Genomic DNA, 20,768 nt, shown 5'->3' on the forward strand with positions numbered 1-20,768 from the left:
CCTTTGAAAAGCGCAAGAAATATTAGGTATCGGTCAAATAGCCGCATAAGTCCCGTTTAGCACGTGCCGCGCAGCGGTCAATGCTCCTGGCCTTTTCTTGCCCCCTGAAGTATCTTTTGCGGTGGAAATCGATCCCTAGCAGCCGCACCTGACGCCGAGGCGGTTTTGAAAATGGTTCGAGCGCTCCTAAAGACGTTCTACGAAAAAACCGGAACCATGAAGGACGTGGTCAACACTGGGGACTTTTTGTTGACAGCCTACGGTGCCGCATCTCGGTATTACGGCGCGGGAATTGCCGGGCTGTTGACGTATGCCGGAATCACTCGATAGGGATCAGGGGTATCATTGCGCGTGCGGAGTGACGGTGTCGCCCTTAACTGCGGTTTACAAAATCAACTTAGTTCCCGCCACTCGACCCTCTGCAGCGACTTGAAGAACGGGTTAGCCCTTGGATTCTTTCGGGACGGCCGTAACAACTACCGGCGGGGTACTATCAACCACGACATGCACTAGCGTGTTCAGTTTCTCACGCACACCTTCATCGAAAAAACAGGTCTCAAGCCCTTTGGTCCCGCTAAAATTCACAAATTCGAGACCCTTGGCATATCTGAAATCGGCATTTAGTAAATTGGCGTTGCGGAAGCTTGCACCTGCTAGCTCGGCATCTTCGAATGGCGGAGCGTACACCTGGGCCCGGTTCTGCGGATCGTCATCTATCACCTCAAACCAATCATCCTCATTCGGCTTGAAGTCCGTCCATTCAAGCGTAGCGCCGTCGAAAGTCGCGTTAACGAGATTTGTTTGAAGAAATCGCAAGTTGGTACCCTTTATCCCGAATAAGGTGCCACCCAGCATGCCTTTTGAGAAAACCACTCCAACGCAATCAGTTGCAGAGAAGTCTACATTGTCGAGTACGGTTCCGAAGTTTGCTAGTCCGCTGATCGAATTCGTATTGAACACCGTGCCGCGCAACTTCGTGATTCTGTTCTGGAAAAACGAGAAGTCACGAAGGGTTATCCCGCGCAGATCAAAGGCGGTCACTCCCAGCTTGGAGAGCCGCCGCAGATTTCCAGCAATTCGCACACGTGCCTCTTCAGTGTCCCAGCGTTTGTAGTCGTCTATCTCCTCGCTGTAGCGCTCTATGTGCTGCTTTCGTTCGCGCCGAAGCTCAAACCAGCCGATCAGCAGGACGACAAAGATGATGTCGAATAGCGTTCCCCAAGCTTCGACGTAGACCCCTTGTTCGATGTCACCGACGGAGCCCCCGATAGGACGCAGGCACAGAAGCAGTGCCACCCATGCGACCGCGATACCGATAGGAGGCGCATATGGCCCAATTGCATTTCGGAACGAAATCCATCTGCGCCTCCACTTGTTGCGGCGCAGTCGCCAACGGAACTTCTGTCGGTCCCACCAACTCACAGCTTAACCCCGTCGTCGTGCCCCAGACACCATATCGATCAACAATACGCCAGGATAGTCACAGGGTCGGTATCTTGGCACCCATATAATCGGGGGACACTAAAAGGAACCTTGACGGGCCGCACTCCACCGGGTCTCCGCCATCGGCGACAACCATCTGGTCGAGTTATAATCCGCAGATGATGCCGTTGCTTCATTTCGTACCTTTTGGTACCTTCGACAACAAGACCGGCGCAATAACATCAATAGCTTAGAACACGGCGGTGCGTTTCCGAGAGGGCGGGGTAGTCCCTTTCCGCCCGTCAGGGATCGTTTTTGTCGCAATCCCTTCCTCGTTGCCCTCGACGATCCCAAAATCGTGGAAGCCAGACCGCGATGCGGATGTGTGAAATACCAGCTAGGCGAGCACTTCCTAATATCCGCGAATGCCGGGTTTCACATCCGGCGCCTCGTCGAGATTGACGAAGATGAAGCCCTGCTGCCAATTCCGCTGGTCCAGACCAATGGCGAACCAGTCTGCCCGCATTCGGCATCGTGGGACGTGATCGCAAGTCAAGTGCTCCGACGGACGCCGCGAGTTCTCCGTTACCTCAGGAACGTTACTGGCCTTCCCCAAGCTGAGCTTCTGGAAAATGCCGGTGGCGATCTCGATTACGGTGAATGCCGTCAAGGCGAGCCCGCCTTGCACCGCCTTCCAGCGAGCTTCACGGCAGCAGCATCGTCAGTTCTCCGAAGCGAATGGCTATCGCTATCAGCGAGCTTTGACACAGTTCCGCCACTGCGATGATCGCGTCAGAAGGGCAGCTGGTTAGTTGCCCGCGCATCTACAGCAACCCCGCCTGCTCGGCCTCTCGGCGCAGATTCTGCCGCGGCCTGGGGCCGATCTGCTGGATTACCAATCCGGCCGCCAGTGACCCAAGATCGCCGCAGGTCCGCAGGTCGCGGCCTTGCGTGTAGCCATGCAGGAAACCGGCGGCATAGAGATCGCCGGCGCCCGTCGTGTCGACCAGTTCCTTGATGGCGGTCGCCTTGATGACCACGGTCTCGTCGCCGCGCACGATAACCGAGCCTTTTTCCGAGCGGGTCACGGCGGCGATCCGGCAATCCTTGCGGATCCGGGCCAGCGCCTCGTCGAAGGACGAGGTCTGGTAGAGCGACTTGATCTCGTGGCTGTTGGCAAAGACGATGTCGACCGTGCCCGAGCGCATCAGGTCGAGGAACTCGTCGCGGTAGCGGTCGACGCAGAACGAATCCGACAGTGTCATGGAGACTTCGCGTCCGGCCTCGTGCGCGAGCTTGGCTGTCTGCCGGATCGCTTCCTTGGCGCGCGGCGGGTCCCACAGATAGCCTTCGAAATAGGTGACCTTGGCGCCAGACGCCTTGTCGGCCTCGATATCCTCCGGCCCAAGCTCGACGCAGGCGCCGAGATAGGTGTTCATCGAACGCTCGCCGTCGGGGGTGACGAAGATCATCGAGCGCGCCGTCGGCGGCTCGCCCTTGAGCGGCCTGGTGTCGAAGGCGACGCCCTGCGCATGGATGTCGTGAGCGTAGATTTCGCCCAGCGTATCGTTCGAGACCTTGCCGAAGAAAGCGGCGCGGCCGCCGAAGCTGGCAACGCCGGCCGCCGTATTGCCGGCGCTGCCGCCGGAGGCTTCGATCGCCGGGCCCATGCGGCTGTAGAGCAGTTCGGCGCGCTTTGTGTCGATGAGGTTCATCGCGCCCTTGATGATGCCGTTGGTTTCGAGGAATTCCTCGTCGCACTGGGCGATGATGTCGACAATGGCATTGCCGATGCAAAGCACGTCATATTTCGGCATCAATGTCTCCGCCAAAAACCCGAGTCGGCTTCTCGCCACGCCTGCCAGGCGCGGCTCTGCCCGGTGGGAATGGGCTTTCCGCTTGCCAATCCGTTCGCCGGCGGCTTCACGGGGCGGCGAGACCTGCCTCGCGACGCAATTCGTCCGCCCTGTCTGTCTTCTCCCAGGTGAAATCAGGCTCTTCACGGCCGAAATGGCCATAGGTCGCTGTATTGCGGTATATAGGGCGTAAGAGATCAAGCATCTTGATAATGCCTTTCGGTCTGAGATCGAACAACTCAAGAATGAGGCGCTCGATCCTGCTTTCCTCAACCCTGGCTGTCCCGAACGTGTTGACCATGACGGAAACCGGACTGGCCACGCCGATTGCGTAAGCAAGCTGCACTTCGCACACGTCTGCAAGTCCGCTAGCGACGATGTTCTTTGCGACATAGCGGGCCGCATAGGCAGCTGAGCGGTCAACCTTGGACGGGTCCTTGCCCGAGAAGGCGCCGCCGCCATGACGACCCATCCCGCCATAGGAATCGACGATGATCTTGCGTCCAGTGAGACCGCAGTCGCCGCGCGGCCCGCCGACTACGAACCGCCCCGTCGGGTTGACCAGAATTCTGATGCCTTCCGTCTCCAGGTGGGTCGGCAGGACAGGCTTTATGATTTCCTCAATGACGCCCTCGCGGACAGTCTCTTGCGAGACCTGCTCGTCATGTTGCGTCGACACGACGATGGTATCCAGGGCGACCGGGCGCAACCCCTCATACCGCACTGAGACTTGGGATTTCATGTCAGGACGCAACCAGCCAAGCTGTTGTGCCTTCCGGACATACGCCTGCCGTTTCGTCAAGCGATGAGCGAGCTGGATCGGCAAAGGCATCAGGGTATCGGTTTCGCGGCATGCGTAGCCGAACATGAGGCCCTGATCTCCCGCTCCCTGCTGGAGGTCTTGCCCTCTTCCCTCGTCAACGCCTTGGCTGATGTCGGGCGACTGCTCGGTGAGTGCATGAACGACGGAGCAACGCCGGCCGTCAAAGCCGACGGCCTCGTCGTCGTACCCGATGTCGAGAATCGTATCGCGCGCAACTTGGCTGTAATCCACCTGCGCATCGCTGGTAATCTCGCCAGCCAGAACGACTATCCCTGATTTTACCAACGCTTCACAGGCGACGCGCGCCTTGGGATCTGTGCGGAGGATGGCATCGAGGATGGCATCCGAGATGTTGTCGGCCAACTTATCCGGGTGCCCCGCGCCAACCGATTCGGAAGAGAACACGAACTGCCTAGCCATGAATACCTCGCTTCGGGTGTTGGATGTGGTATGGGCATTTTGCTTGGCCCACCTTACTTGTCGGAGATGCCCGGGACCTCGAACGCAGCGCACAAGTCGGCAACGTCTCTTCGCACGCAGGCATGGAGATCTTCGTCGTCTGGCCGCTGGAGGACGGAGTCAATGAAGCCAGCAATTTGCACCATTTCCACATTGCGCATGCCCATTGACGTCACTGCTGGCGCCCCCAGGCGAATTCCGCTTGTGACCGCCGGATCCCGCGGGTCGCCAGGCACCATATTAAAGTTTGTAATGATTCCTGCCTTTGCTAGTCGCTCGGCATAGGCCTTGCCCGATAGTGGCCGATCGCGAAGATCAAGGATCAGCATGTGATTGTCCGTCCCCCCGGTCACCAGGTCATAGCCTCGCTCGAGCAGTGCATGTGCCAGAGCCTTGGCATTCTTGACCGTCTGTTGGCCGTAGCTTCGGAAGGACGGGCTCGCGGCTTCGTGCAAGGCAACCGCTAGCGCAGCGATGGCATTCATGTGGGGCCCGCCTTGCAGGTGAGGGAAGACCGCCCGGTCTATTCGTCTGGCGAGATTGTATTTGCTCTTTGTATGATACAGGGCCTGATAGCGATCTTCGTTCCTTGACAAAATGAAGCCACCGCGGGGACCGCGGATCGACTTGTGGGACGTGCTGCTGACCACGTCGCAATGGCCCACGGGATTCGGGTGCGCTCCCGCGGCAATCAGGCCGCTGATGTGCGCAATGTCGGCTACGAGATAGGAGTTCGCTTCCAGGGCGATTTCTGCCATTGCCGCGTAGTCAAAGACACGCGGGTAAGCAGTTCCGCCGACCCAAATGAGCCGCGGCCGTTCCCGCTTGGCTGTCTCGCGCAAACGGTCATAGTCAATCTGCTGTGTCTTTTCATCTAGTCCATAGGGCACGCGTTGATAGTCAGTTCCGGAAAAGTTGATGGCCCAACCATGAGTCAGATGGCCCCCTTCCGGAAGGGGCAAGCCCATGACTTTGTCACCGGGACTCAAAAGCGCACGATAGACAGCCTGGTTGGCCGGCGAGCCGGAATAAGGCTGGACGTTGGCATGCTCGCTGCCAAATAGTGTTTTCAGGCGCTCAATGGCTAGATTCTCAAGCTCATCAACGATCTCGTTTCCAGCGTAGTAGCGCGCACCGGGGTACCCCTCGGCGTACTTGTTCGTGAAAATCGAGCCGTTCGCTTCCAGCACGGCCGAGGACGCAAAGTTCTCTGAGGCGATGAGCTTGAGGGTCGTCCGCTCCTGCCGCTCCTGTCTCAGAAGCAGCTCGTGAACGCGGCAATCAACCGCGGCCAAGGAAGACCGCCCGTGGGTGTCGGGCTGTGCGATCGCACCGTCTGCGGAGTTGTCCATGGTAGCTTCGCGCTCCAATTGGATTGACCTATTTCACGATCAAGCACGCGGTCCCCTTCGGCCGCGTGTCTCGTACCGCTTCGAGCCGCTGCAGGTCCTGTTTGTGATAGCCGTCGCGATGGGGCAGGAGATCGACCAATAATTGAACCAGCCCGCCGTCGTTGGATCCTGCGTTGAGATGGTACGAGCGCCACGGAGGCTGTTCGTTGCAGCAAAGAAAGTCGGCTCTGGCGAGCAGCCGGACGTGTCGCGCAACCCGCTCTCGACACACGCCCAGAATCTCCGCTAGCTCGCAGACAGTTAGGTCCGCATGCGCACAAAGGCCCAGGATTCGAAGGCGGTCTGGATGCGCTGCCATGCGTAGGCGACTAACCAGTGTCATCATGGCTCAGGACCAAGTCCTACCGAATTTCTCATTTCGCGTTCTCCACAGAAGCTGCAGATTTCGAAGGTTGTCCAACGACCGGACAAATCTCGGTGGCCGTGACGACCGTCGATATCCTGTGTCGAACAAACAAATGGGCGCTCTTCTTGCCTTTAGCCGAAATTGCAGGCAGTTCGGCGAGTCGAAGACAAGCGGGGCCACGGTTTGGAACCACTGACCTCAGACGTTGCAATAAGCCTACCATTCACAGCAAGCCGGAGTTGCTAAGAGTCTATGAATTTCCTTGAAGGATCTGTTGCAACGTTTGCCCAGCCTGGCCTGCTCCCGGTTTGCAGCGGTCATCGTCAGGCGATCCATCGCCTCTGCGAGCACGATCAGGAATTTGCCCTCCATCGCATCGCTGATCAGCTCCTGAAGGCCGGGACGCAACAGCGACGCGCCGCAGATCGCGCGGTGGGTATTGCTGTCGACGACTGTCCAGCCTTGCTTTTCAGCACGCAAGCAGCAGAGCCGCAACTGATCCTCGATCGAGGCGTCTCGGTGTTTGCCAGTTGACTAACGAGCGCCAAGCGCGACCTTCATGAGGCGGCCCCTTACTCCGGGACGCGGTCTCGCGTTTGGCTATCCGTTTCGGCTTGAACGAAATCCCGTGCGGCCTGTCGCGCCAGCAAGGACCAGATTGACGAAGCGTCGATCGGGCTTCGGCAACGCAGGCACAGCCGATTCGCGGGCCGCGCCGGCGACCACACGAAGCTTTTCGGCTGTTGCACGTTTCGGTCGCGCTTTGATCGCGTTCCTGTCCTGACGCGAAATACTCCGTTTCGCGACAAGGATGCCAAGTCACAGTGCTTCGACAAGATGGAAATTCTTTGTGATCACGCGCGTCGCGCAGGAGCCAGTGCTGGCCGATGACGGGGCACCTTGTGCTCCGAAGAAGCCATGGCTATATATCCGGATAGAGAACGGAGGCACGCGATGGGCAACACTGCACAGAAGAGAGCCATCGAGAATTATCGCTCTCGCCTGGCTGAGCGCGGCATCGCGCGGTTCGAGATCCTGGCGTTCGACGCAGACCGCGATCTACTGCGAACTCTCGCCCGAAAATTAACGGAGAGCGGGCCGGATGCCCGACAGCTTCGTCGGACCATACAGCAAGCCGTGGCGGGTGAGCCACCGAAAGCGGGCAGCATTCTCGCCGCGTTGCGTCGCTCGCCTCTGGTTGGCTCCAATCTCGACCTCAGCCGGCCGCGCGAAGAGGGGCGCAAGATCGACCTGTGACGCGCTACCTCCTTGATACCAATATCATCAGCAACGTCATAAAGCCGGAGCCTTCGGGCTCGTTGCTGGCCTGGATGGGCGCGCAGAAGGACGAAGACCTCTTCATTGCTTCGCTTACTATCGCCGAAATTCGCAGAGGCATCCTAGAGAAGCCGAAGGGGAAAAAGCGCAGCAGCCTCGAAACTTGGTTCGAGGGCGCCGAAGGCCCGCAAGCGCTGTTCGCTGGCCGCGTGCTATCGTTCGACGAGAAAGCTGGCCTCGTGTGGGCGCGGCTGATGGCCAACGGCAAAGCCAGAGGCTGTTCGCGGAGCGCCCTAGACACAATCATTGCCGCTGTAGCCGAAGCCCACGAGTGTGTCGTAGTGACCGACAATGAAAAGGACTTCGAGGACGTTCAGATAATCAACCCGCTCCGTAGCTCTGGAAGCCAAGCGGGTGATGATAGCTCCAACGGTCCGGCCGATTCAACTTGAGGATTTTAGCGGCACGGAGTCCGAACGTCTCGTGTTCGCCTACCTTTAGCGATGGCTGGATTGATCTTGCTTAGTTCGGCCAGGGGCGTCTCTTCCAGTTCCGCTTTAATGCCATCCCGGTTCATCTAGTCAGCTCGATCTACCAACAGTTCGCACGCACGAGCGCCGCGGACAAGGCGCGATTGCAGGGACTGCGCGATATGCGTGTCGAGCTCGTCCATCTTACACTCGATCTCGTCTTCGAAGGCCTCTCGCCAAACGCCACTGTAGTCGATGCCGCGCGCGGCTCGGGGCCTTCTCATCGAGGCTTTCTCGCGACTGGTCTGGCGCGCTACCAATGGCAAGTTCGCCCGCCGGGAACTCGTCGGTCTGTACTCCAGCTCTGGGCGTCCACATCAACTGCGGAGCTCTTGGCATCGCCGTGTTCTGCCTTTAGCTGGCAGCTCTCGAGCTCGACGAGCAGCCGATCAGCGACACCCGCGACCTCAAGTTCGACCCTATTGGCAGATTCAGTCGGGGAGGATCTGCCCACTCCGATCACAAGCCGATCTTTCGACCCCGTGGTCGGGAATTCTCCATGGACTTCGTGAAGAAGGAATGCAGCGCCGAAAGCCGAAGCGCTTCCGATACATCGACGCCCCTTCCGAGACGGAGCCCCGATTAGGCATTCCTGCCACTCTATCTAGCCGACTCCCGTGGCCGCGTTGCCGATCGGTGCGCACTGGGCGCCTACATCGCCCCGGCACGTGAAGATCGTCTCTGCTGACGCTCGTTGACAATTCAGGCCGCCTCCGGCTGGCGTTTGATCAGCGTCAGCGTCAACCAGCGCGCGGTCAGCGCCGGCTTTTTCGAGCCCTCGATCTCAATCGTCACGCCCAGCGCCGTCTGCACCCAGCCCGACGGCCTGACCTTGACGTCGGCCAGTACGAAACGGGTGCGGATGCGCGATCCGGTTTTCACCGGCGCCAGGAAGCGCAGCGATTCGAAGCCATAGTTGACACCCATCTTGCAGTTTTCGAGCGGCCGCATGGTCTCGAAAGTCATCGCCGACAAAAGCGAAAGCGACAGGAAGCCATGTGCGATGGTGCCGCCGAACGGCGTCTCGCGCTTGGCGCGCTCCGGATCGCAGTGGATGAACTGGTTGTCATCGGTGGACTCGGCGAACTGGTCGATCATCCGCTGCGAGACCACCCGCCACGGCGACACGCCGACTTCCTTGCCGACGCTGGCCAGAAGCTCGTCGAGACTGATCGGTTCCAAGCTAATGTCCTCCATTTCAACCGTCCGAAGCGCGACGGCTTCATTCCGTGAACAGTGTCAGCCCATGCTGCACCGACTGCCGGCCATCCATCAGCAGGATGGCCCCGGTGAGATGACTGCCGTCACAGCTGCACGAATAGAGCGTTCCGCCGGCAATCTCATTCGGCGCACCGAGGCGGCCGATCCGAACATGGCTGCAGACGAGCCGGCTTGTACTCGGTCGCGGTGCGCATCCTGCAGGCCGCCGAAAGCAGCTCGTCTTGCTACGGATGATCATTCCGCCGGCGCCGCTATGCGGTATTGTCGCAGATTGATAAAATCAATTGTCTGGATAGGAACCATCCGTGTCTCGAATGGGTGGAGGAGTAGTCCAGCAGACGGGGTGGCTTGTGGTCCTTCTTGAAGCGCGCCGACCTCATTGGCCGCTAGCTCTGAGCCGGCAAGAAGCGCCAGTTCAATGACATTGGGTGTCGACACGGCAAAGCGGCATCAGATGCTACTTCATGATGCGGGATGGCGCTTGCTTCAAGAAGCGCTCGGCCTGACGTGGAAGCCAGCACCGGATCTGGATTGTCGATATGCGCCCGATATTCGCGCAGCACAGCGGCAACCGCAGCGACGATGATCTCAGCCGTTGCGAGCATGCCAACCTTGGTGCCGGCCACTCTGTTAGCTTGAAGCGCAGCGCGCATTTGATCCGTCACCAGACCGGGTTGCGTAACTTGGATTTCCAAGGCGTCTTCCTGGGTTTGCACCGTCAGCGCGCTACAGCAAAGGCAGGTGCGCACGTCAAGGCAAGCGATCGTCTCGATCTCGCGGGCAATTCCAGCCCCACCGCGGGAATCTGACCCGACAACAACGAGCAGATGCGGTTCTCGCCCCAGCGCCATTGTTCTGTCTTTCGATCCATTCTCGCGTGCGCGCTTCTGGGGCGTCGTTCAGCGCAAAGTCGGTGACCACGGCTGCGCTTTCCGCGCCAGCCTCGAAAAACGCCTTCGAGCCGGTCAGGTTGAGGCCGCCGATGGAGACCAATGGGATCGGCGCGACCTGGTGCTTCCACTCGCTGATCCGCTCGAGCCCTTGCGGCGCCCATTTCATCTGCTTCAGGCTAGTTGGATAGATGGGCCGAGCGCCACATACTCCGGCTCGGCCACTGGCGCCGTTTCCAGTTCGGTGTGATCGTGGATCGAAAGGCCGAGCTTCAATCCGGCGTATTTAATCGTCAGCATCGGCGGCAGCCAAATCCTTTTGACCAAGATGGACGAAGTCGCAGCCTTCCTCGATTGCCGTGCGCCAATTGTCGTTGACGCTCACTTGGCAACCATGGACCGCGCAGGCGTCGTTCGCGCGGCGGATTTCCGTCTGCAGTCCTTTCTCGTCCATATCCTTTATCCGGAGCTGCAGCAGACTCACGCCGAGCGGCGCCAGCCGGTCAACCCAGCCGGCACGTCGAAATTCAGATAGAAGGGATCGAGCTTCATGAGAAGACAGCCCTGCCGACCGTCGGTGAGTAGCGCGGTTCGAGCATTCCAGTGCTAGCTTAACGAATGGCATCGACCGCCCTTGCCGAACGCACGCGCCATGCCGACCGGATCGGCCGCCCTCGGGACCGCCGTGTTCAGGAGCACGGCGTCAAACCCGAGCTCCATGACGGTCGCCGCGTACGACGGCCGTCCGAGCCGGGCATCCACAATCAACGGAATGTAGGGGAAATGTCCGCGCATCAACTGGACCTCGGAGCTCAACGCTTCATCGCATTAGAATGAGCGTTCGAAACGCAGGATACCGCCGACACTGCTCTTCTTGTTGGCATTGGTCCAGTTCACTTCGGAAGCTTTCACCTTTCCGACGGCGGAGCCTCCGTAGCGGTCATAGTCGAGTTCAGCCGTAACTGTGAAATCTGGAAGAAGCGCGTAGGCGACGTTCGCAGCGACACCATAGTTCTTGAGCTGATCACCCGAGAGCTGAAGGTTCAACGAAGTTGTCTCGTTGAGCTCGTAAGCGGCGCCAGCCCAGAAAGCCCAGTTCCCGCCCCAAATCTTATAGAAGCCGCGACCATGAGCGTCGATCGCGTTCATGGAGTCGTCGTTGAGCTTGCCATTGGAACCGTAGCCGAACATTCCGAACAGCAACAGTTCGTTGGTGACATTGATGTCGACACGGACCTTGGCGGCCACCGATTCGTAGTTGCTATCATAACCAGCAACGCCGGTGATCGCTCCCCAGCCATGTGTGTATTTCAAGCCGCCGACTATGTGCGGAGCGTAGTTGTCGATTGTGCCCACCACGCCTGAGCCTTCTTCGAGCGAAACCACGGCCGAAAAGCCGTTCGCGGCGTCGAAGTAGTACTGGACCACGTTGGTATCCAAAGCGCCGTACGGAACCGGCGTCTGGTTGAGTACGTCACCCGCGCCGCCAATAAACATGTCGAAGGCCGACCAGTCCTTACCAACTCGGAGGCCACCAAGCTGAATCCAGGCGAAAGTCAAGATGCTGTCTCCGTTGAAGGCATAGGACCGAGAACTGTCCGAAACCGAAGTGTGGCGGTTACGGAAATTCACGCGGGTTTCGGTGTAGGTCTTCAACGTGCCGAGTTCGGTCTCCTGGCCGGTCCAAGCTTTCAGTGTGAAGCGCGTGTTGTTTTGCCATGTACCCTGATCCTCACCAGTCCTCACATCTGAGGTTCTTGCGTGGTCAAACAATCCGACATGGCCCAAGCCCACGTCGTAGCTGAGATAGCCGCCGATGCGCAGGCAGGTCTCGGTGCCTGAAATGTAGACGTAGCCCGAGCCGTAGACGTCGCAGATCTTGACGTACTCAGCCGGGTCAGGCTCGGCGACGGTGGTCACCGCGCGAGCGTCGGAAACGGCAATCAGTGCCGCAGTTGAGCCGAGGAGGAGGCTCCCAATGGTCATTGTTGATCTCCGTCTAAATAGTAAAAGGAATCGAGACCGATAAATGATTTTTGCTAAGCAAACGATTGATAGCGCATCAAGCTGAATTCTAGGAGTGTTGCTGCACCTGTCGTGCTAATGCTCAGGAGAATTTAGAATGTGATTGAGACTTGTTGTCACATGTATTAAGTAGTTATCACTCCCAGACGGTCATACAACATTTTTGTACAATCACCACCCTTTTCACCTCCGCGGCGGGCCACACAAAGGGTGCTACTGCAAATGACGTGCCACCCTGACGACCCAGCTGCGGCTTGAAGCTCAAATGTGCGGGCGGACCTTGGTTCGCGCTTCCGTTCTTTTTGCCTTGCGGATCCACCCAAGCACGAACGGCAAACGTTTCGGCTACGGTTCGTCTGTTCGCTTCGCGACAGTTTGGCTTAATGGCGACGGCATTGTTTGCTGTGAGCCCCGCCGTTGAGGCATCATGCGGCGGCCACCGCTCGGTACGACGCCGTCACTTTGGCGAGCTGATGGTCGATAACCACGCGCCGCAGCCTTGCACCACTGAGTCGGTAGGCGCCAGCCTTGGCATTGCGGCGGACCTGACGGTCGCGTCGAGCAGGTTTTCGTGCTGAAAGCGGCGCGGCACAGCTAATGCTTCTTGCCAGCAATTCACACAACGAGCTCATCGAGACGGCAGAGATCATTATGGGCGGCGCTAGCTGGCGTGCAAAGTCTGGACCCAACACCGTATTGTCTCATCGGATGCGGCATCTGCGCTCAGAAGAGTCTCCCACGCGCAGATGAAGGGAAGGGACGTCGAACAAAACGGTGCGCGTGAGGGTTTCGGCGGGAACACCATCGTCAGTCGCTGACCGAGTGCGCTCAGACCATCGCTGTCCAGCCAAGACTGAACGGCGCCCATTGCTAAAAAATTTCGAGCCCAAAGCGGAACGGACTGACATAGCGCAAAGACGCAGGCGAGCGCAGCGGTAAGGTTGGATGTTATCAGCATGGGACGGTGACCGTTGCAGACCACGAAATTTCGAGAGGCCCGGCTGCCTTGGTACACTATCTATCCGGCTGTGTCGGAGTTCTCTGGGGCGGTCGGCGCCGAGGCTTATGAGGAATGGCTCAGGAACCTGCCGGCTGATGATCCGGTGTCACTCTATCTGCACGTTCCGTTCTGCCGATCAGCCTGCTGGTATTGCGGCTTCCCAACCACCATCACCCGCCGTGATGCGCCCATCCTCAACTATCTGGCGGCGCTGCGTGACGAGATCCGTCTGGTTTCGGAGCGAGTGCCGAAGACGTTGCCCGTGAGCGACATACATTTCGGCGGCGGAACGCCGTCTCTCATCGGACCAGCCGAGTTCCTCGCTCTGATGGAGTTCCTGCGATGCCGCTTCGCCATCTCGAAAACAGCTACGGTCGCCATCGAGATCGATCCACGCACGCTCACGCCCGAGATGGCGGAAGGCTTGGGAGCGGCCGGCGTGAACCGCGCGAGCCTGGGCGTACAAAGCTTCGATCCCATTGTTCAAAAAGCGATCAACCGAATCCAGAGCGAGGCCCAGACGTCGGCTGCCGTGGAAGTGCTGCGCCGGCATGGAGTAAGCCGCATCAACTTCGACCTCATCTACGGCCTGCCGCATCAAACGGTGGAGTCGTGCGTCGAAACAGTGAGGGCGGCGGTCGCCATGCGCCCCGACCGGCTTGCCTTGTTCGGCTACTCGCACATCCCATCCCAAGTAAAGAATCAGCGCCTCATCGAGGCGGAATTTCTTCCCCACAGCGCTGCCCGCGCTGAACAGTATGCGGCTGTCGCCGTGACGCTGATTGCCGCCGGCTACCGACAGATCGGGCTCGACCATTTCGCCTTGCCGGACGACGAGCTCGCGCTGGCACAGGAAACAGGTCGCCTGCGACGTAACTCGTTGGGCTACTCGGCCGATACCTGCAGAACCCTGATCGGTTTCGGCGCGTCGGCTATCGGCCGCATCGGCCAGGGATACGTTCAAAACGAAGTTACACGGGATTCCTACATCCAGCACATCGCAGCTGGCCGACTGGCTACATCGAAGGGCCATCGCCTCACAGACGACGACCGCGTGCGAGCCGCAATTATCGAGCGATTAATGTGCGATTTCGAGGCTGACGTGCCGGCAATCTGTGTCGCCCACGGATCTGATCCGATCCGTCTTCGCGATTCGGCTGAGCGCTTGGCCATGCTGGCCAAGGACGGGATAGTGGACTTCGAAAACGGCTTTGTCCGCGTACGGCGGGAGCATCGCTTTGGGATTCGCGCTGTCGCTGCCGCATTCGATGTTTTTAGGGATGGCGTTACGTATATCCCGCAGCAGCTTAATGCGATGCAAAGCACGACATAGTCCGGCATCAATGTCTCCGCTTGGAACCGCCGGCCTACTTGCCACGCCGGCCGGGCACTGATCTGGCAAGTGGGCTTTCCGTTTGCCAATGCGTTCGTTCCCGGCCCTCACGGGGCGGCGAGTCCCTGCCGTGAGCGCCTCACCCGCGAGGCTACATGGCGGCCCCTCAGCAGCGGCGCCCGATCGGAAACCTTAGCACCTCAGCGCTTTGGCGTGGCTGCTTGAACTCTTCGACGGCGACCGCCTCAATTAGCAGGTCCAAGGCTTCGCGGCCCCTTTGACTCATCGGGTCATCCCCACAAAGGTAGTCATACGCTCGATCTAAATGCACTCGGGCGGCGGAAAAATCGCTTGTCATACCATAGAACCCTCTCTACCCGCCCGCATTGCCGTCTACGAGGTGAAGGTAGTGCAATCGTCAATATATACAGACAAATTTGAATTAAATCGGAGATGATCATGGAGGCCGAGTTCCCTGATCTGATGCCGCCATCGAGCCCGCCGACGACCACTCGCTGGCGCTCGGTCGGTTCATAAGTGCCGAGCACCCCGTCCCGAGACCACCTCTGACCTCCCTCCTTCGATGCTAGACGCGTGGAAGACATGGCTGCGCCGCCGCTGCGAGAAAGGCGTGTCCCATCGCGCGGCGACTGCATAGTGGGCAGCCAGCGCCGGGAGCTAATCGGCAAAGCCGCGTGTGGCGATTTTGCATAGCGGGCGCAGGCGAATCGCCACGCCCGTCCAGCATGTCCGATGCCGCGTAGGCCGCCAGGATCCCTGAGCGGAGTGCATGCACAATCCCGCGTGATGACAGTGGATCGGCACAGAACAGGCAGTCGCCCGCCGCGACCCAGCGGTCACCGGCGGCGGGATCGATCGTTGCGGTTCCCGCCGCCTTGATCATGCTGGCGGTCTCGATTGCGTTGGGCGGCACGAGCGGCGCGATGGACTGCGTTGCGGCTAAAGCGCGGTACCAATGTCCGGCTTTGCGCAGTTCGCTGCCCAGATCCGGATCGGTGAGGCACGCGCAAGTCGGCGCTGTACCACCAGCCTTCGGGACGCGCCTCGACGACCATGCTGCAATCGCCCGGTGCGCGGTCGAAAAAGCGGTGTAGGCGGCAAGATGTCCGTGCATGGTGAGCTTGGCGCCGAAACATCGCGCCAGCCTCCAACTGCGACCGGTCGCCCAAACCACGGTGCGGGCAACGATAGCTTCATCGGCCAGCTTGAGCAGCCAGCCTTGATCGTCGCGCACTGCCGAACCCACGGCCGAGCCAAACCGCGTGTCCACACCTGCCGCCTTGGCCGCCTGCACCATCAGCCGGTCGAATCGCGTCCGGTCGAGCTGCCAGCCGGCACCTTGAGCGGAAAACATGCCGTGCCGCTCGCTGGGAACTTCATTGGCCCCCACCGAAACAAGCGCACGATTTTCAACGAAGCCGGCCTCGGCGAACGGCGTCCAGACACCAAGCTGACGCAGCAGCCCATTCGCTACTGCCGGCAGCACCTCTCCCGGCTTTGGCCGATCATGCCTTCCTGCTTCCAGCAACAGCACGCTCCGCGCGGGTGCATCGTTGCCAACGCCAGTCCGGATGTGGTCGCCGCCGAACGTGATCGTCTCAGCGAGCTGGCGGGACAAAATGCCAACCTCAAGATAGCGTTGGCCCGGATCAGCGAGGCGGACTGAGGAAGACTTTAAATTCAAAAGGTGCCACGCGGCAATAGTCGCATGCCGCTGTAGCCCCAGGCTCCGCTTCACGGTTGGGACCGATCGGTCGCACTCTCAGCCTGGGGTTCTTCTCTGCCACCCATCATCGAATTTTGGTGGATTGTCCGTCTCCCGCACCGGTTTGAGCGCGATAGACAAGAATCGCGTTTTCTGTGCCGGCCAGCCTTCAATGACGGGGATGGCGAAAAGCTGAGTGCTCGGGCTTGCGGGCCGAGCTTGTCGGTCGCTCGATGGAAAGTGTCATCTGAGGCGCTTCCTCTCCCGCGTGCAACTGGAAGACACGCTCGTCCAGTTCCTTGTCCACTTCCGTCAGACGATGATTGAGGCGAAGGTAGTCCGTCCAGGTCGGCGTGCGGAACGTTTCTGTCCAATGCATAGGCTTCTGCAAGTTCCGCTGGAGCGTCCAATTCCGAGCACCGACGCGGCTGTGTACATGACGCCGCTGCCGCATGAGGTCGAGGAAGGCCTCGAGATTTCTCTCGGCTATCAGATATTCGACCTTGACCACGATCGGGCCGCTTCTCGGCTTCAGATTGAGAGCGACAGCCGGGGCATCGAATTCCTCCAGAGGATCGGGCTCTGAGTCGCGGCGCTCGCGAAGAGGAAACAGAACACCGGCTGCAGCGACGAACATCAGGGAGGCAGCGGAACCCTCCAGCGCCAGGGCCAGCGAATGGTTTTCGGCCACCGTGCCCCACACCCAGCTGCCGAGCGCGATGCCACCATCTATCAAAGCATAGTAGATCGAGATGGTGCGCCCCACGACCCAGCGCGGGCTTGCCAGCTGCACGCTCACACCGACCCCTGACCAGGCGGTCACCCAGCCCGCGCCGCCCAAAGCGAGTGCAATTGCCGCCACCCCGATCGAAGTTGTCAGTGCCAGGGAAAGTGAGCACGCCGCGCAGGCGACGCAGGAGAGCCTCATCAGCCTTTCTTGCGACAAGCTCCGTCTGAACAGCCTGTTGGAGAGGCCGGCGAAAACGGCACCGGTCCCGAAGCCGGCCATGAGCGCGCCATAGGCAAGCGGGCCTCCTCCCAGCTGGTCGCGGACAACCACCGGCAGCAGCGCGAGTATGGCAATGCTCGCCAAGCCAAAGAGGGTTCCGCGCGCGATCGCGGCCTTGATTTCCGATGACATCGCCGTGAAGCGCAGCCCGTCATAGATCGCCGTCCTCATCGACTCGCGTGGAAGAGGGGAAGAACGAACCTTCCACTTGCAGCGCCAAATAGTGGCCAAGGGTACGAAATAGGTGAGCGTGGTCACCGCGAATGCCGCCATAAGGCCAAACGAGGCAACTACAATGCCGCCGAGCGCCGGGCCCACAGTTCGGACGGTATTGAAGCCAACAGAAAGCAGGGTGACGGCAGCGGGAACATCTCGTCGATCCACGGTATCGCCAACCGACGCTTGCCAGGCCGGATCATTGAGAGCACCGCCGCTTGCGATCAAAAAGCTGAAGCCGAGGATCATCCACGGACTGACAAAGCCCAGCGCCACCGATGCGGTCAGCATCGCGGAGGCAGTCACCATAAGGCACCGACCAGCGAACATCACCCTGCGCCGGCTGAAATTGTCGGCGAGAGCTCCGGCAAAAACGGACAGGACGAAAGCGGGCAGGTTCGATGAAGCCTGAACCAACGCAACCATCAGATCGGAAGTCGAGATCGTTGCCATCAGCCAGCTGATGGCGACAGTCTGCATCAACCAGCCGAGGCTTGAAACCTGCGTGGCGAGCCAGATCGAGCGAAAGGTGGGCTGCAGAAGTGGCCCAAAGGTCGTTGGTGCAGCCAAATCTTCGTTTGATCCAGCCACCCTACTCATTTTGCGAACCTTTTCTTTCCGTTATTGTCGCTTCCCATGTAATCTAGGCTGAACCGTGGCGGCTTAAGAATAGATGGCCCATTTGCCTACGACGAATGTGGCCACAGTTCCTCCTGACCAGTTGTCAGGCGGCCGGGACGCAGAAATGGGCCGGCTCACTCGCCTTCGACGACATGTTGGTGAGCCGGAATTCACATGTCATTTGAGGCATCATGCTCGTTCGACGCGCTGCCGAGCGATTTTTCGCGAAACGTTACCCTGTTCTTTTGTTGGAAACTCACTCATCAGCGGCGTTCGATGCTGAGTGTGGCTTCCGAAAAGTGAGGACGCTTGCAGATCTTTGACAGGATCAGTTCCCTGATAGATGCAGACGATTGCCAGGCCGCGATCGAAGACGCCCGCGCCCTGCTACTTCAGTTCGAACAAAAGTCTGATGCGCTCACACATGCGATTGACGAGTTTCTGCTCGACCTGATGACATTGGCTTTCATTGTCGAATGTTACGGACGCGGCTTTGAACTCCTGGCGCGAACGCTTGCCCGTAGAAGGCTGGTGAAGATCAGACTTTTGTCGGGAGGGATTGGCCGGGCAGAAATGGTTCCAAAGTCTGATGGCTGAACCGGCGATCGCGCCGCGTTGCAATTGACGACGTGGCGATCGCAAAAAAAAAGGGCCATCGGAAAACCGAGGCCCTTTAGGTGTAAAGTCAAAACCTTCAGAGGGGAACAGCTGGTACGATGGAATGGGAGGAAACCATCGCGTGCATCAGCTGTAAGCTTAATCGCTAAAAGTTGTGCAATGCGCAAACACATATTGTGCAATGCAGCTATGCAGTAACGCAAAGCCTCAAGTTACAAGATCGAGTTTGGAAATGTTTGCTGCTCGTACGGTGATGGGCGAGATCCTTAAGCGTATGTACGGCGGCATGATGGACGCTTGCAAGCGTCCAGACAAGATTACCGCGAAGCTAAAATAAGAGGTTCGGTCCAATCGGCGATGCTCAATAGCCGCGCCATTCTGGTTCCGCCGGGCGTTACATCGCCTCGCCAAGTTGAGGATGTATTGGTCGCGAGCAGCCGCGCGCCAATTTGGAACCCACGACCATATGCAACGATTGGGCACTGTCCGAAGAAGGCCGAGAACTGTTGAAAGTGCGCTAGATGGAGATATTCTGAATTGGAACGGGGGCCTGGTTCATCGCCAAAGCGAGACATGGATGAAAAGCAGATCGCGCCCAACACCTGATCCAACCATTGCAACGGAAGTCCCCTGGTCGGAAAGCCTAACCGCATATGATGACAAGCATTTCGAGCTCTATTTGAAGCTCATGGACGCTTGCGCCGACAGTGCCAGCGAAGAGGAGATGGCGCTGGATGTACTGGGTATCGATCCGGTCAAAGAGCCAATCCGCGCCCGTAAGGCCCTTCGCAGTCATCTCAAACGGGTGCTCTGGTTTATGCATGAGGGCCATAAGGAACTGCTTCCAAGCCGGCCGCCTCAATAACTGCGGCGCCGAACAAGGTTGCCCGAGAGACCAGGTGGCGCCCTCGGGGGATGCGAGGACACTTGAAAGCCGCAATCGGGTTATCATCTCCATACTGCGTGTGTTCGGCTCCGCACGGCAAGTGCCCTTGAGTCGAGGAGGAATGCACATGAAGAAGAAAGTTCATCTGGAAGCCTGCTGACCGATCCCTTGGGGCCCATAATCGGGTCCCAAGTTGTTCCCGACGAGCGTTGCGAGGGGCGGATGCAGGACCAGCCGGAAATCGAGCCCGGGCGTGAAACGAAGTCAACAGGTGCGAGGTTCGGCCTGCTGGGTGTGGCTGTGTTGGCCGTAGGCGCCTTCATCTGGACCGGCTTCGGCGAAGGCATCCAGCAGGGCACGTCCAACGTCGTTCGGACTGTCATCGACAAGAGCATGCAGCGCCTTGGGCTCGGGCAAGCCCCCAACGCTCTTACAGAGGGCGAGTGGTATCTCTCGGTGTACTACGGTCCCGACTTTACGGATGTCACCCCCGTCGGCCTGGGGCACCCCTTCAAGGTGACATTCACGTCGGCCCCGGATTTGTCTGGCACCTACGAGAACGTTGCAGGGAGCGGCTCGGTAAGCGGCTTTGAACGGCCCGGTCAACTCGTAATGACCTACTCCGGAGCAGATGGGATGTCCCATGGAGTTGCCATTCTCCAAGACATTCAGACCCACCTTTCTTCCAACAACGTCGAGCATGATTACGTGGGAGCCGTTTTGGTCCACGCTTGCTATAAGGCGGACACCCAGCAGTGCGATGCCGCCAAATCGCAATATAAATTCTGCAGGGCGATTTTGTCGAAAAACAGGGAACCCCGACAAGGATCCTTCCCTCAAGGGTTACCTCGACGAACCATGTTGGGCTTTTCAGAACGATCTGAAGCTGAAGCTTAGCCCGACGGCACAGCTTTAGGCACGAAGGCGCTCACCAGGGTCGCAGCTCAAAGAGAACGGCGCCCTTCGCCGGGGGCCGTCCGTTCCGCATCCCGCCTGACGGCGGCGCGTTGCTGATGCTCCTACGGCCGCCCTGTTGAGCCGGTCTCAGGGCCACGGTCTTTCTCCTGCACCGATCTGACTTGGTCCCGCTGGCGGGC

Annotated in this window: 19 protein-coding genes and 3 pseudogenes; 7 read left to right on the forward strand and 15 right to left on the reverse strand. The window is 59.2% G+C overall.

Going from position 1 to position 20,768, the window contains the following annotated elements; genetic code table 11:
* Positions 1–441: 441 nt before the first annotated feature.
* The 7 genes and pseudogenes from NKJ90_RS27235 to NKJ90_RS27265 form a co-directional block, all read right to left on the reverse strand.
* Positions 442–1,296 (reverse strand): pentapeptide repeat-containing protein, encoded by an 855-nt coding sequence (locus NKJ90_RS27235; protein ID WP_352487204.1) that lies wholly within the window; start codon positions 1,294–1,296, stop codon positions 442–444.
* 538 nt (positions 1,297–1,834) lie between these two features.
* A complete protein-coding gene (locus NKJ90_RS27240) occupies positions 1,835–2,092 on the reverse strand; it encodes a hypothetical protein (protein ID WP_352487206.1) in 258 nt (85 codons plus the stop codon).
* Positions 2,093–2,246: 154 nt separating this feature from the next.
* Positions 2,247–3,239, reverse strand: coding sequence for an adenosine kinase (locus NKJ90_RS27245; RefSeq protein WP_352487207.1), 993 nt, complete (start codon positions 3,237–3,239; stop codon positions 2,247–2,249).
* A 106-nt stretch (positions 3,240–3,345) separates the two neighbouring features.
* Positions 3,346–4,521, reverse strand: a complete 1,176-nt coding sequence (metK, locus tag NKJ90_RS27250) for a methionine adenosyltransferase (protein ID WP_023693516.1) — start codon at positions 4,519–4,521, stop codon at positions 3,346–3,348.
* A 53-nt stretch (positions 4,522–4,574) separates the two neighbouring features.
* A complete protein-coding gene (gene glyA / locus NKJ90_RS27255) occupies positions 4,575–5,912 on the reverse strand; it encodes a serine hydroxymethyltransferase (protein ID WP_352487208.1) in 1,338 nt (445 codons plus the stop codon).
* A 28-nt stretch (positions 5,913–5,940) separates the two neighbouring features.
* The gene (locus NKJ90_RS27260; protein ID WP_084026290.1) at positions 5,941–6,297 is read right to left on the reverse strand and encodes an ArsR/SmtB family transcription factor; all 357 of its coding nucleotides are present in this window, start codon (positions 6,295–6,297) and stop codon (positions 5,941–5,943) included.
* Between the two features lie 237 nt (positions 6,298–6,534).
* Positions 6,535–6,840, reverse strand: a pseudogene (locus tag NKJ90_RS27265) (recombinase family protein); the annotation flags it as partial.
* Positions 6,841–7,272: 432 nt separating this feature from the next.
* On the opposite strand from NKJ90_RS27265, the gene NKJ90_RS27270 reads away from it, so the two are divergent.
* Positions 7,273–7,575: a hypothetical protein gene (locus NKJ90_RS27270; RefSeq protein ID WP_023778360.1), complete on the forward strand. Its 303-nt coding sequence runs from the start codon at positions 7,273–7,275 to the stop codon at positions 7,573–7,575.
* Positions 7,572–8,048 (forward strand): type II toxin-antitoxin system VapC family toxin, encoded by a 477-nt coding sequence (locus NKJ90_RS27275; RefSeq protein ID WP_352487209.1) that lies wholly within the window; start codon positions 7,572–7,574, stop codon positions 8,046–8,048. Before NKJ90_RS27270 ends, NKJ90_RS27275 begins: the two co-directional genes overlap by 4 nt.
* A gap of 780 nt (positions 8,049–8,828) precedes the next feature.
* On the opposite strand, the gene NKJ90_RS27280 is transcribed toward NKJ90_RS27275, so the two are convergent.
* From NKJ90_RS27280 to NKJ90_RS27300, 5 genes and pseudogenes are all read right to left on the reverse strand, one after another.
* The gene (locus tag NKJ90_RS27280) at positions 8,829–9,323 is read right to left on the reverse strand and encodes a MaoC family dehydratase (protein ID WP_031252639.1); all 495 of its coding nucleotides are present in this window, start codon (positions 9,321–9,323) and stop codon (positions 8,829–8,831) included.
* A gap of 410 nt (positions 9,324–9,733) precedes the next feature.
* Positions 9,734–10,198, reverse strand: coding sequence for a bifunctional hydroxymethylpyrimidine kinase/phosphomethylpyrimidine kinase (locus NKJ90_RS27285; RefSeq protein WP_352487211.1), 465 nt, complete (start codon positions 10,196–10,198; stop codon positions 9,734–9,736).
* Positions 10,098–10,721, reverse strand: a pseudogene (locus NKJ90_RS27290) (thiamine phosphate synthase). Before NKJ90_RS27290 ends, NKJ90_RS27285 begins: the two are co-directional and overlap by 101 nt.
* Before the next feature lie 64 nt (positions 10,722–10,785).
* A pseudogene (locus NKJ90_RS27295) lies at positions 10,786–11,047 on the reverse strand (thiazole synthase); the annotation flags it as partial.
* A gap of 18 nt (positions 11,048–11,065) precedes the next feature.
* Positions 11,066–12,223: a porin gene (locus NKJ90_RS27300; protein ID WP_352487212.1), complete on the reverse strand. Its 1,158-nt coding sequence runs from the start codon at positions 12,221–12,223 to the stop codon at positions 11,066–11,068.
* 1,010 nt (positions 12,224–13,233) lie between these two features.
* On the opposite strand from NKJ90_RS27300, the gene hemN reads away from it, so the two are divergent.
* Positions 13,234–14,595: an oxygen-independent coproporphyrinogen III oxidase gene (gene hemN, locus NKJ90_RS27305; RefSeq protein WP_352487214.1), complete on the forward strand. Its 1,362-nt coding sequence runs from the start codon at positions 13,234–13,236 to the stop codon at positions 14,593–14,595.
* Between the two features lie 166 nt (positions 14,596–14,761).
* Here hemN and NKJ90_RS27310 read toward each other — a convergent pair whose 3' ends face one another.
* Together NKJ90_RS27310 and NKJ90_RS27315 are read right to left on the reverse strand one after the other, a co-directional pair.
* Entirely contained in the window at positions 14,762–14,953 is a 192-nt protein-coding gene (locus tag NKJ90_RS27310) for a hypothetical protein (RefSeq protein WP_023727257.1), read from the reverse strand.
* A gap of 228 nt (positions 14,954–15,181) precedes the next feature.
* A complete protein-coding gene (locus NKJ90_RS27315; RefSeq protein WP_352487215.1) occupies positions 15,182–15,970 on the reverse strand; it encodes an NAD(P)/FAD-dependent oxidoreductase in 789 nt (262 codons plus the stop codon).
* A gap of 3 nt (positions 15,971–15,973) precedes the next feature.
* Here NKJ90_RS27315 and NKJ90_RS27320 point away from each other — a divergent pair, with 3 nt between their 5' ends.
* Complete coding sequence (locus tag NKJ90_RS27320) at positions 15,974–16,282, forward strand: valyl-tRNA synthetase (RefSeq protein WP_023785232.1); 309 nt, start codon at positions 15,974–15,976, stop codon at positions 16,280–16,282.
* A 208-nt stretch (positions 16,283–16,490) separates the two neighbouring features.
* Here NKJ90_RS27320 and NKJ90_RS27325 read toward each other — a convergent pair whose 3' ends face one another.
* Positions 16,491–18,146: an MFS transporter gene (locus tag NKJ90_RS27325; protein ID WP_352487216.1), complete on the reverse strand. Its 1,656-nt coding sequence runs from the start codon at positions 18,144–18,146 to the stop codon at positions 16,491–16,493.
* A 330-nt stretch (positions 18,147–18,476) separates the two neighbouring features.
* Between NKJ90_RS27325 and NKJ90_RS27330 the strand changes: the two genes are divergently transcribed.
* The 3 genes from NKJ90_RS27330 to NKJ90_RS27340 all read left to right on the forward strand — a co-directional run bounded on the left by NKJ90_RS27330 (position 18,477) and on the right by NKJ90_RS27340 (position 20,568).
* On the forward strand, positions 18,477–18,764 hold the full coding sequence (locus NKJ90_RS27330) for a hypothetical protein (protein WP_352487217.1): 288 nt from the start codon (positions 18,477–18,479) through the stop codon (positions 18,762–18,764).
* Between the two features lie 598 nt (positions 18,765–19,362).
* Entirely contained in the window at positions 19,363–19,650 is a 288-nt protein-coding gene (locus NKJ90_RS27335) for a hypothetical protein (protein WP_081726247.1), read from the forward strand.
* A gap of 243 nt (positions 19,651–19,893) precedes the next feature.
* Positions 19,894–20,568, forward strand: coding sequence for a hypothetical protein (locus tag NKJ90_RS27340; protein WP_352487219.1), 675 nt, complete (start codon positions 19,894–19,896; stop codon positions 20,566–20,568).
* Positions 20,569–20,768 lie beyond the last annotated feature (200 nt).

Source organism: Mesorhizobium sp. M0051 (assembly GCF_040323235.1).
In the GTDB taxonomy this organism is placed as follows: domain Bacteria; phylum Pseudomonadota; class Alphaproteobacteria; order Rhizobiales; family Rhizobiaceae; genus Mesorhizobium.

What these genes read in the sequence shown, in the direction of transcription:
- NKJ90_RS27245 (WP_352487207.1), bottom strand. Translation starts at nt 3,239, where the DNA reads ATGCCGAAATATGACGTGCTTTGCATCGGCAATGCCATTGTCGACATC.
- metK (WP_023693516.1), bottom strand. Translation starts at nt 4,521, where the DNA reads ATGGCTAGGCAGTTCGTGTTCTCTTCCGAATCGGTTGGCGCGGGGCAC.
- glyA (WP_352487208.1), bottom strand. Translation starts at nt 5,912, where the DNA reads ATGGACAACTCCGCAGACGGTGCGATCGCACAGCCCGACACCCACGGG.
- NKJ90_RS27260 (WP_084026290.1), bottom strand. Translation starts at nt 6,297, where the DNA reads ATGATGACACTGGTTAGTCGCCTACGCATGGCAGCGCATCCAGACCGC.
- NKJ90_RS27270 (WP_023778360.1), top strand. Translation starts at nt 7,273, where the DNA reads ATGGGCAACACTGCACAGAAGAGAGCCATCGAGAATTATCGCTCTCGC.
- NKJ90_RS27280 (WP_031252639.1), bottom strand. Translation starts at nt 9,323, where the DNA reads ATGGAGGACATTAGCTTGGAACCGATCAGTCTCGACGAGCTTCTGGCC.
- NKJ90_RS27285 (WP_352487211.1), bottom strand. Translation starts at nt 10,198, where the DNA reads ATGGCGCTGGGGCGAGAACCGCATCTGCTCGTTGTTGTCGGGTCAGAT.
- NKJ90_RS27300 (WP_352487212.1), bottom strand. Translation starts at nt 12,223, where the DNA reads ATGACCATTGGGAGCCTCCTCCTCGGCTCAACTGCGGCACTGATTGCC.
- NKJ90_RS27310 (WP_023727257.1), bottom strand. Translation starts at nt 14,953, where the DNA reads ATGACAAGCGATTTTTCCGCCGCCCGAGTGCATTTAGATCGAGCGTAT.
- NKJ90_RS27315 (WP_352487215.1), bottom strand. Translation starts at nt 15,970, where the DNA reads ATGTTTTCCGCTCAAGGTGCCGGCTGGCAGCTCGACCGGACGCGATTC.
- NKJ90_RS27325 (WP_352487216.1), bottom strand. Translation starts at nt 18,146, where the DNA reads ATGAGTAGGGTGGCTGGATCAAACGAAGATTTGGCTGCACCAACGACC.
- NKJ90_RS27335 (WP_081726247.1), top strand. Translation starts at nt 19,363, where the DNA reads ATGAAAAGCAGATCGCGCCCAACACCTGATCCAACCATTGCAACGGAA.
- NKJ90_RS27340 (WP_352487219.1), top strand. Translation starts at nt 19,894, where the DNA reads ATGCAGGACCAGCCGGAAATCGAGCCCGGGCGTGAAACGAAGTCAACA.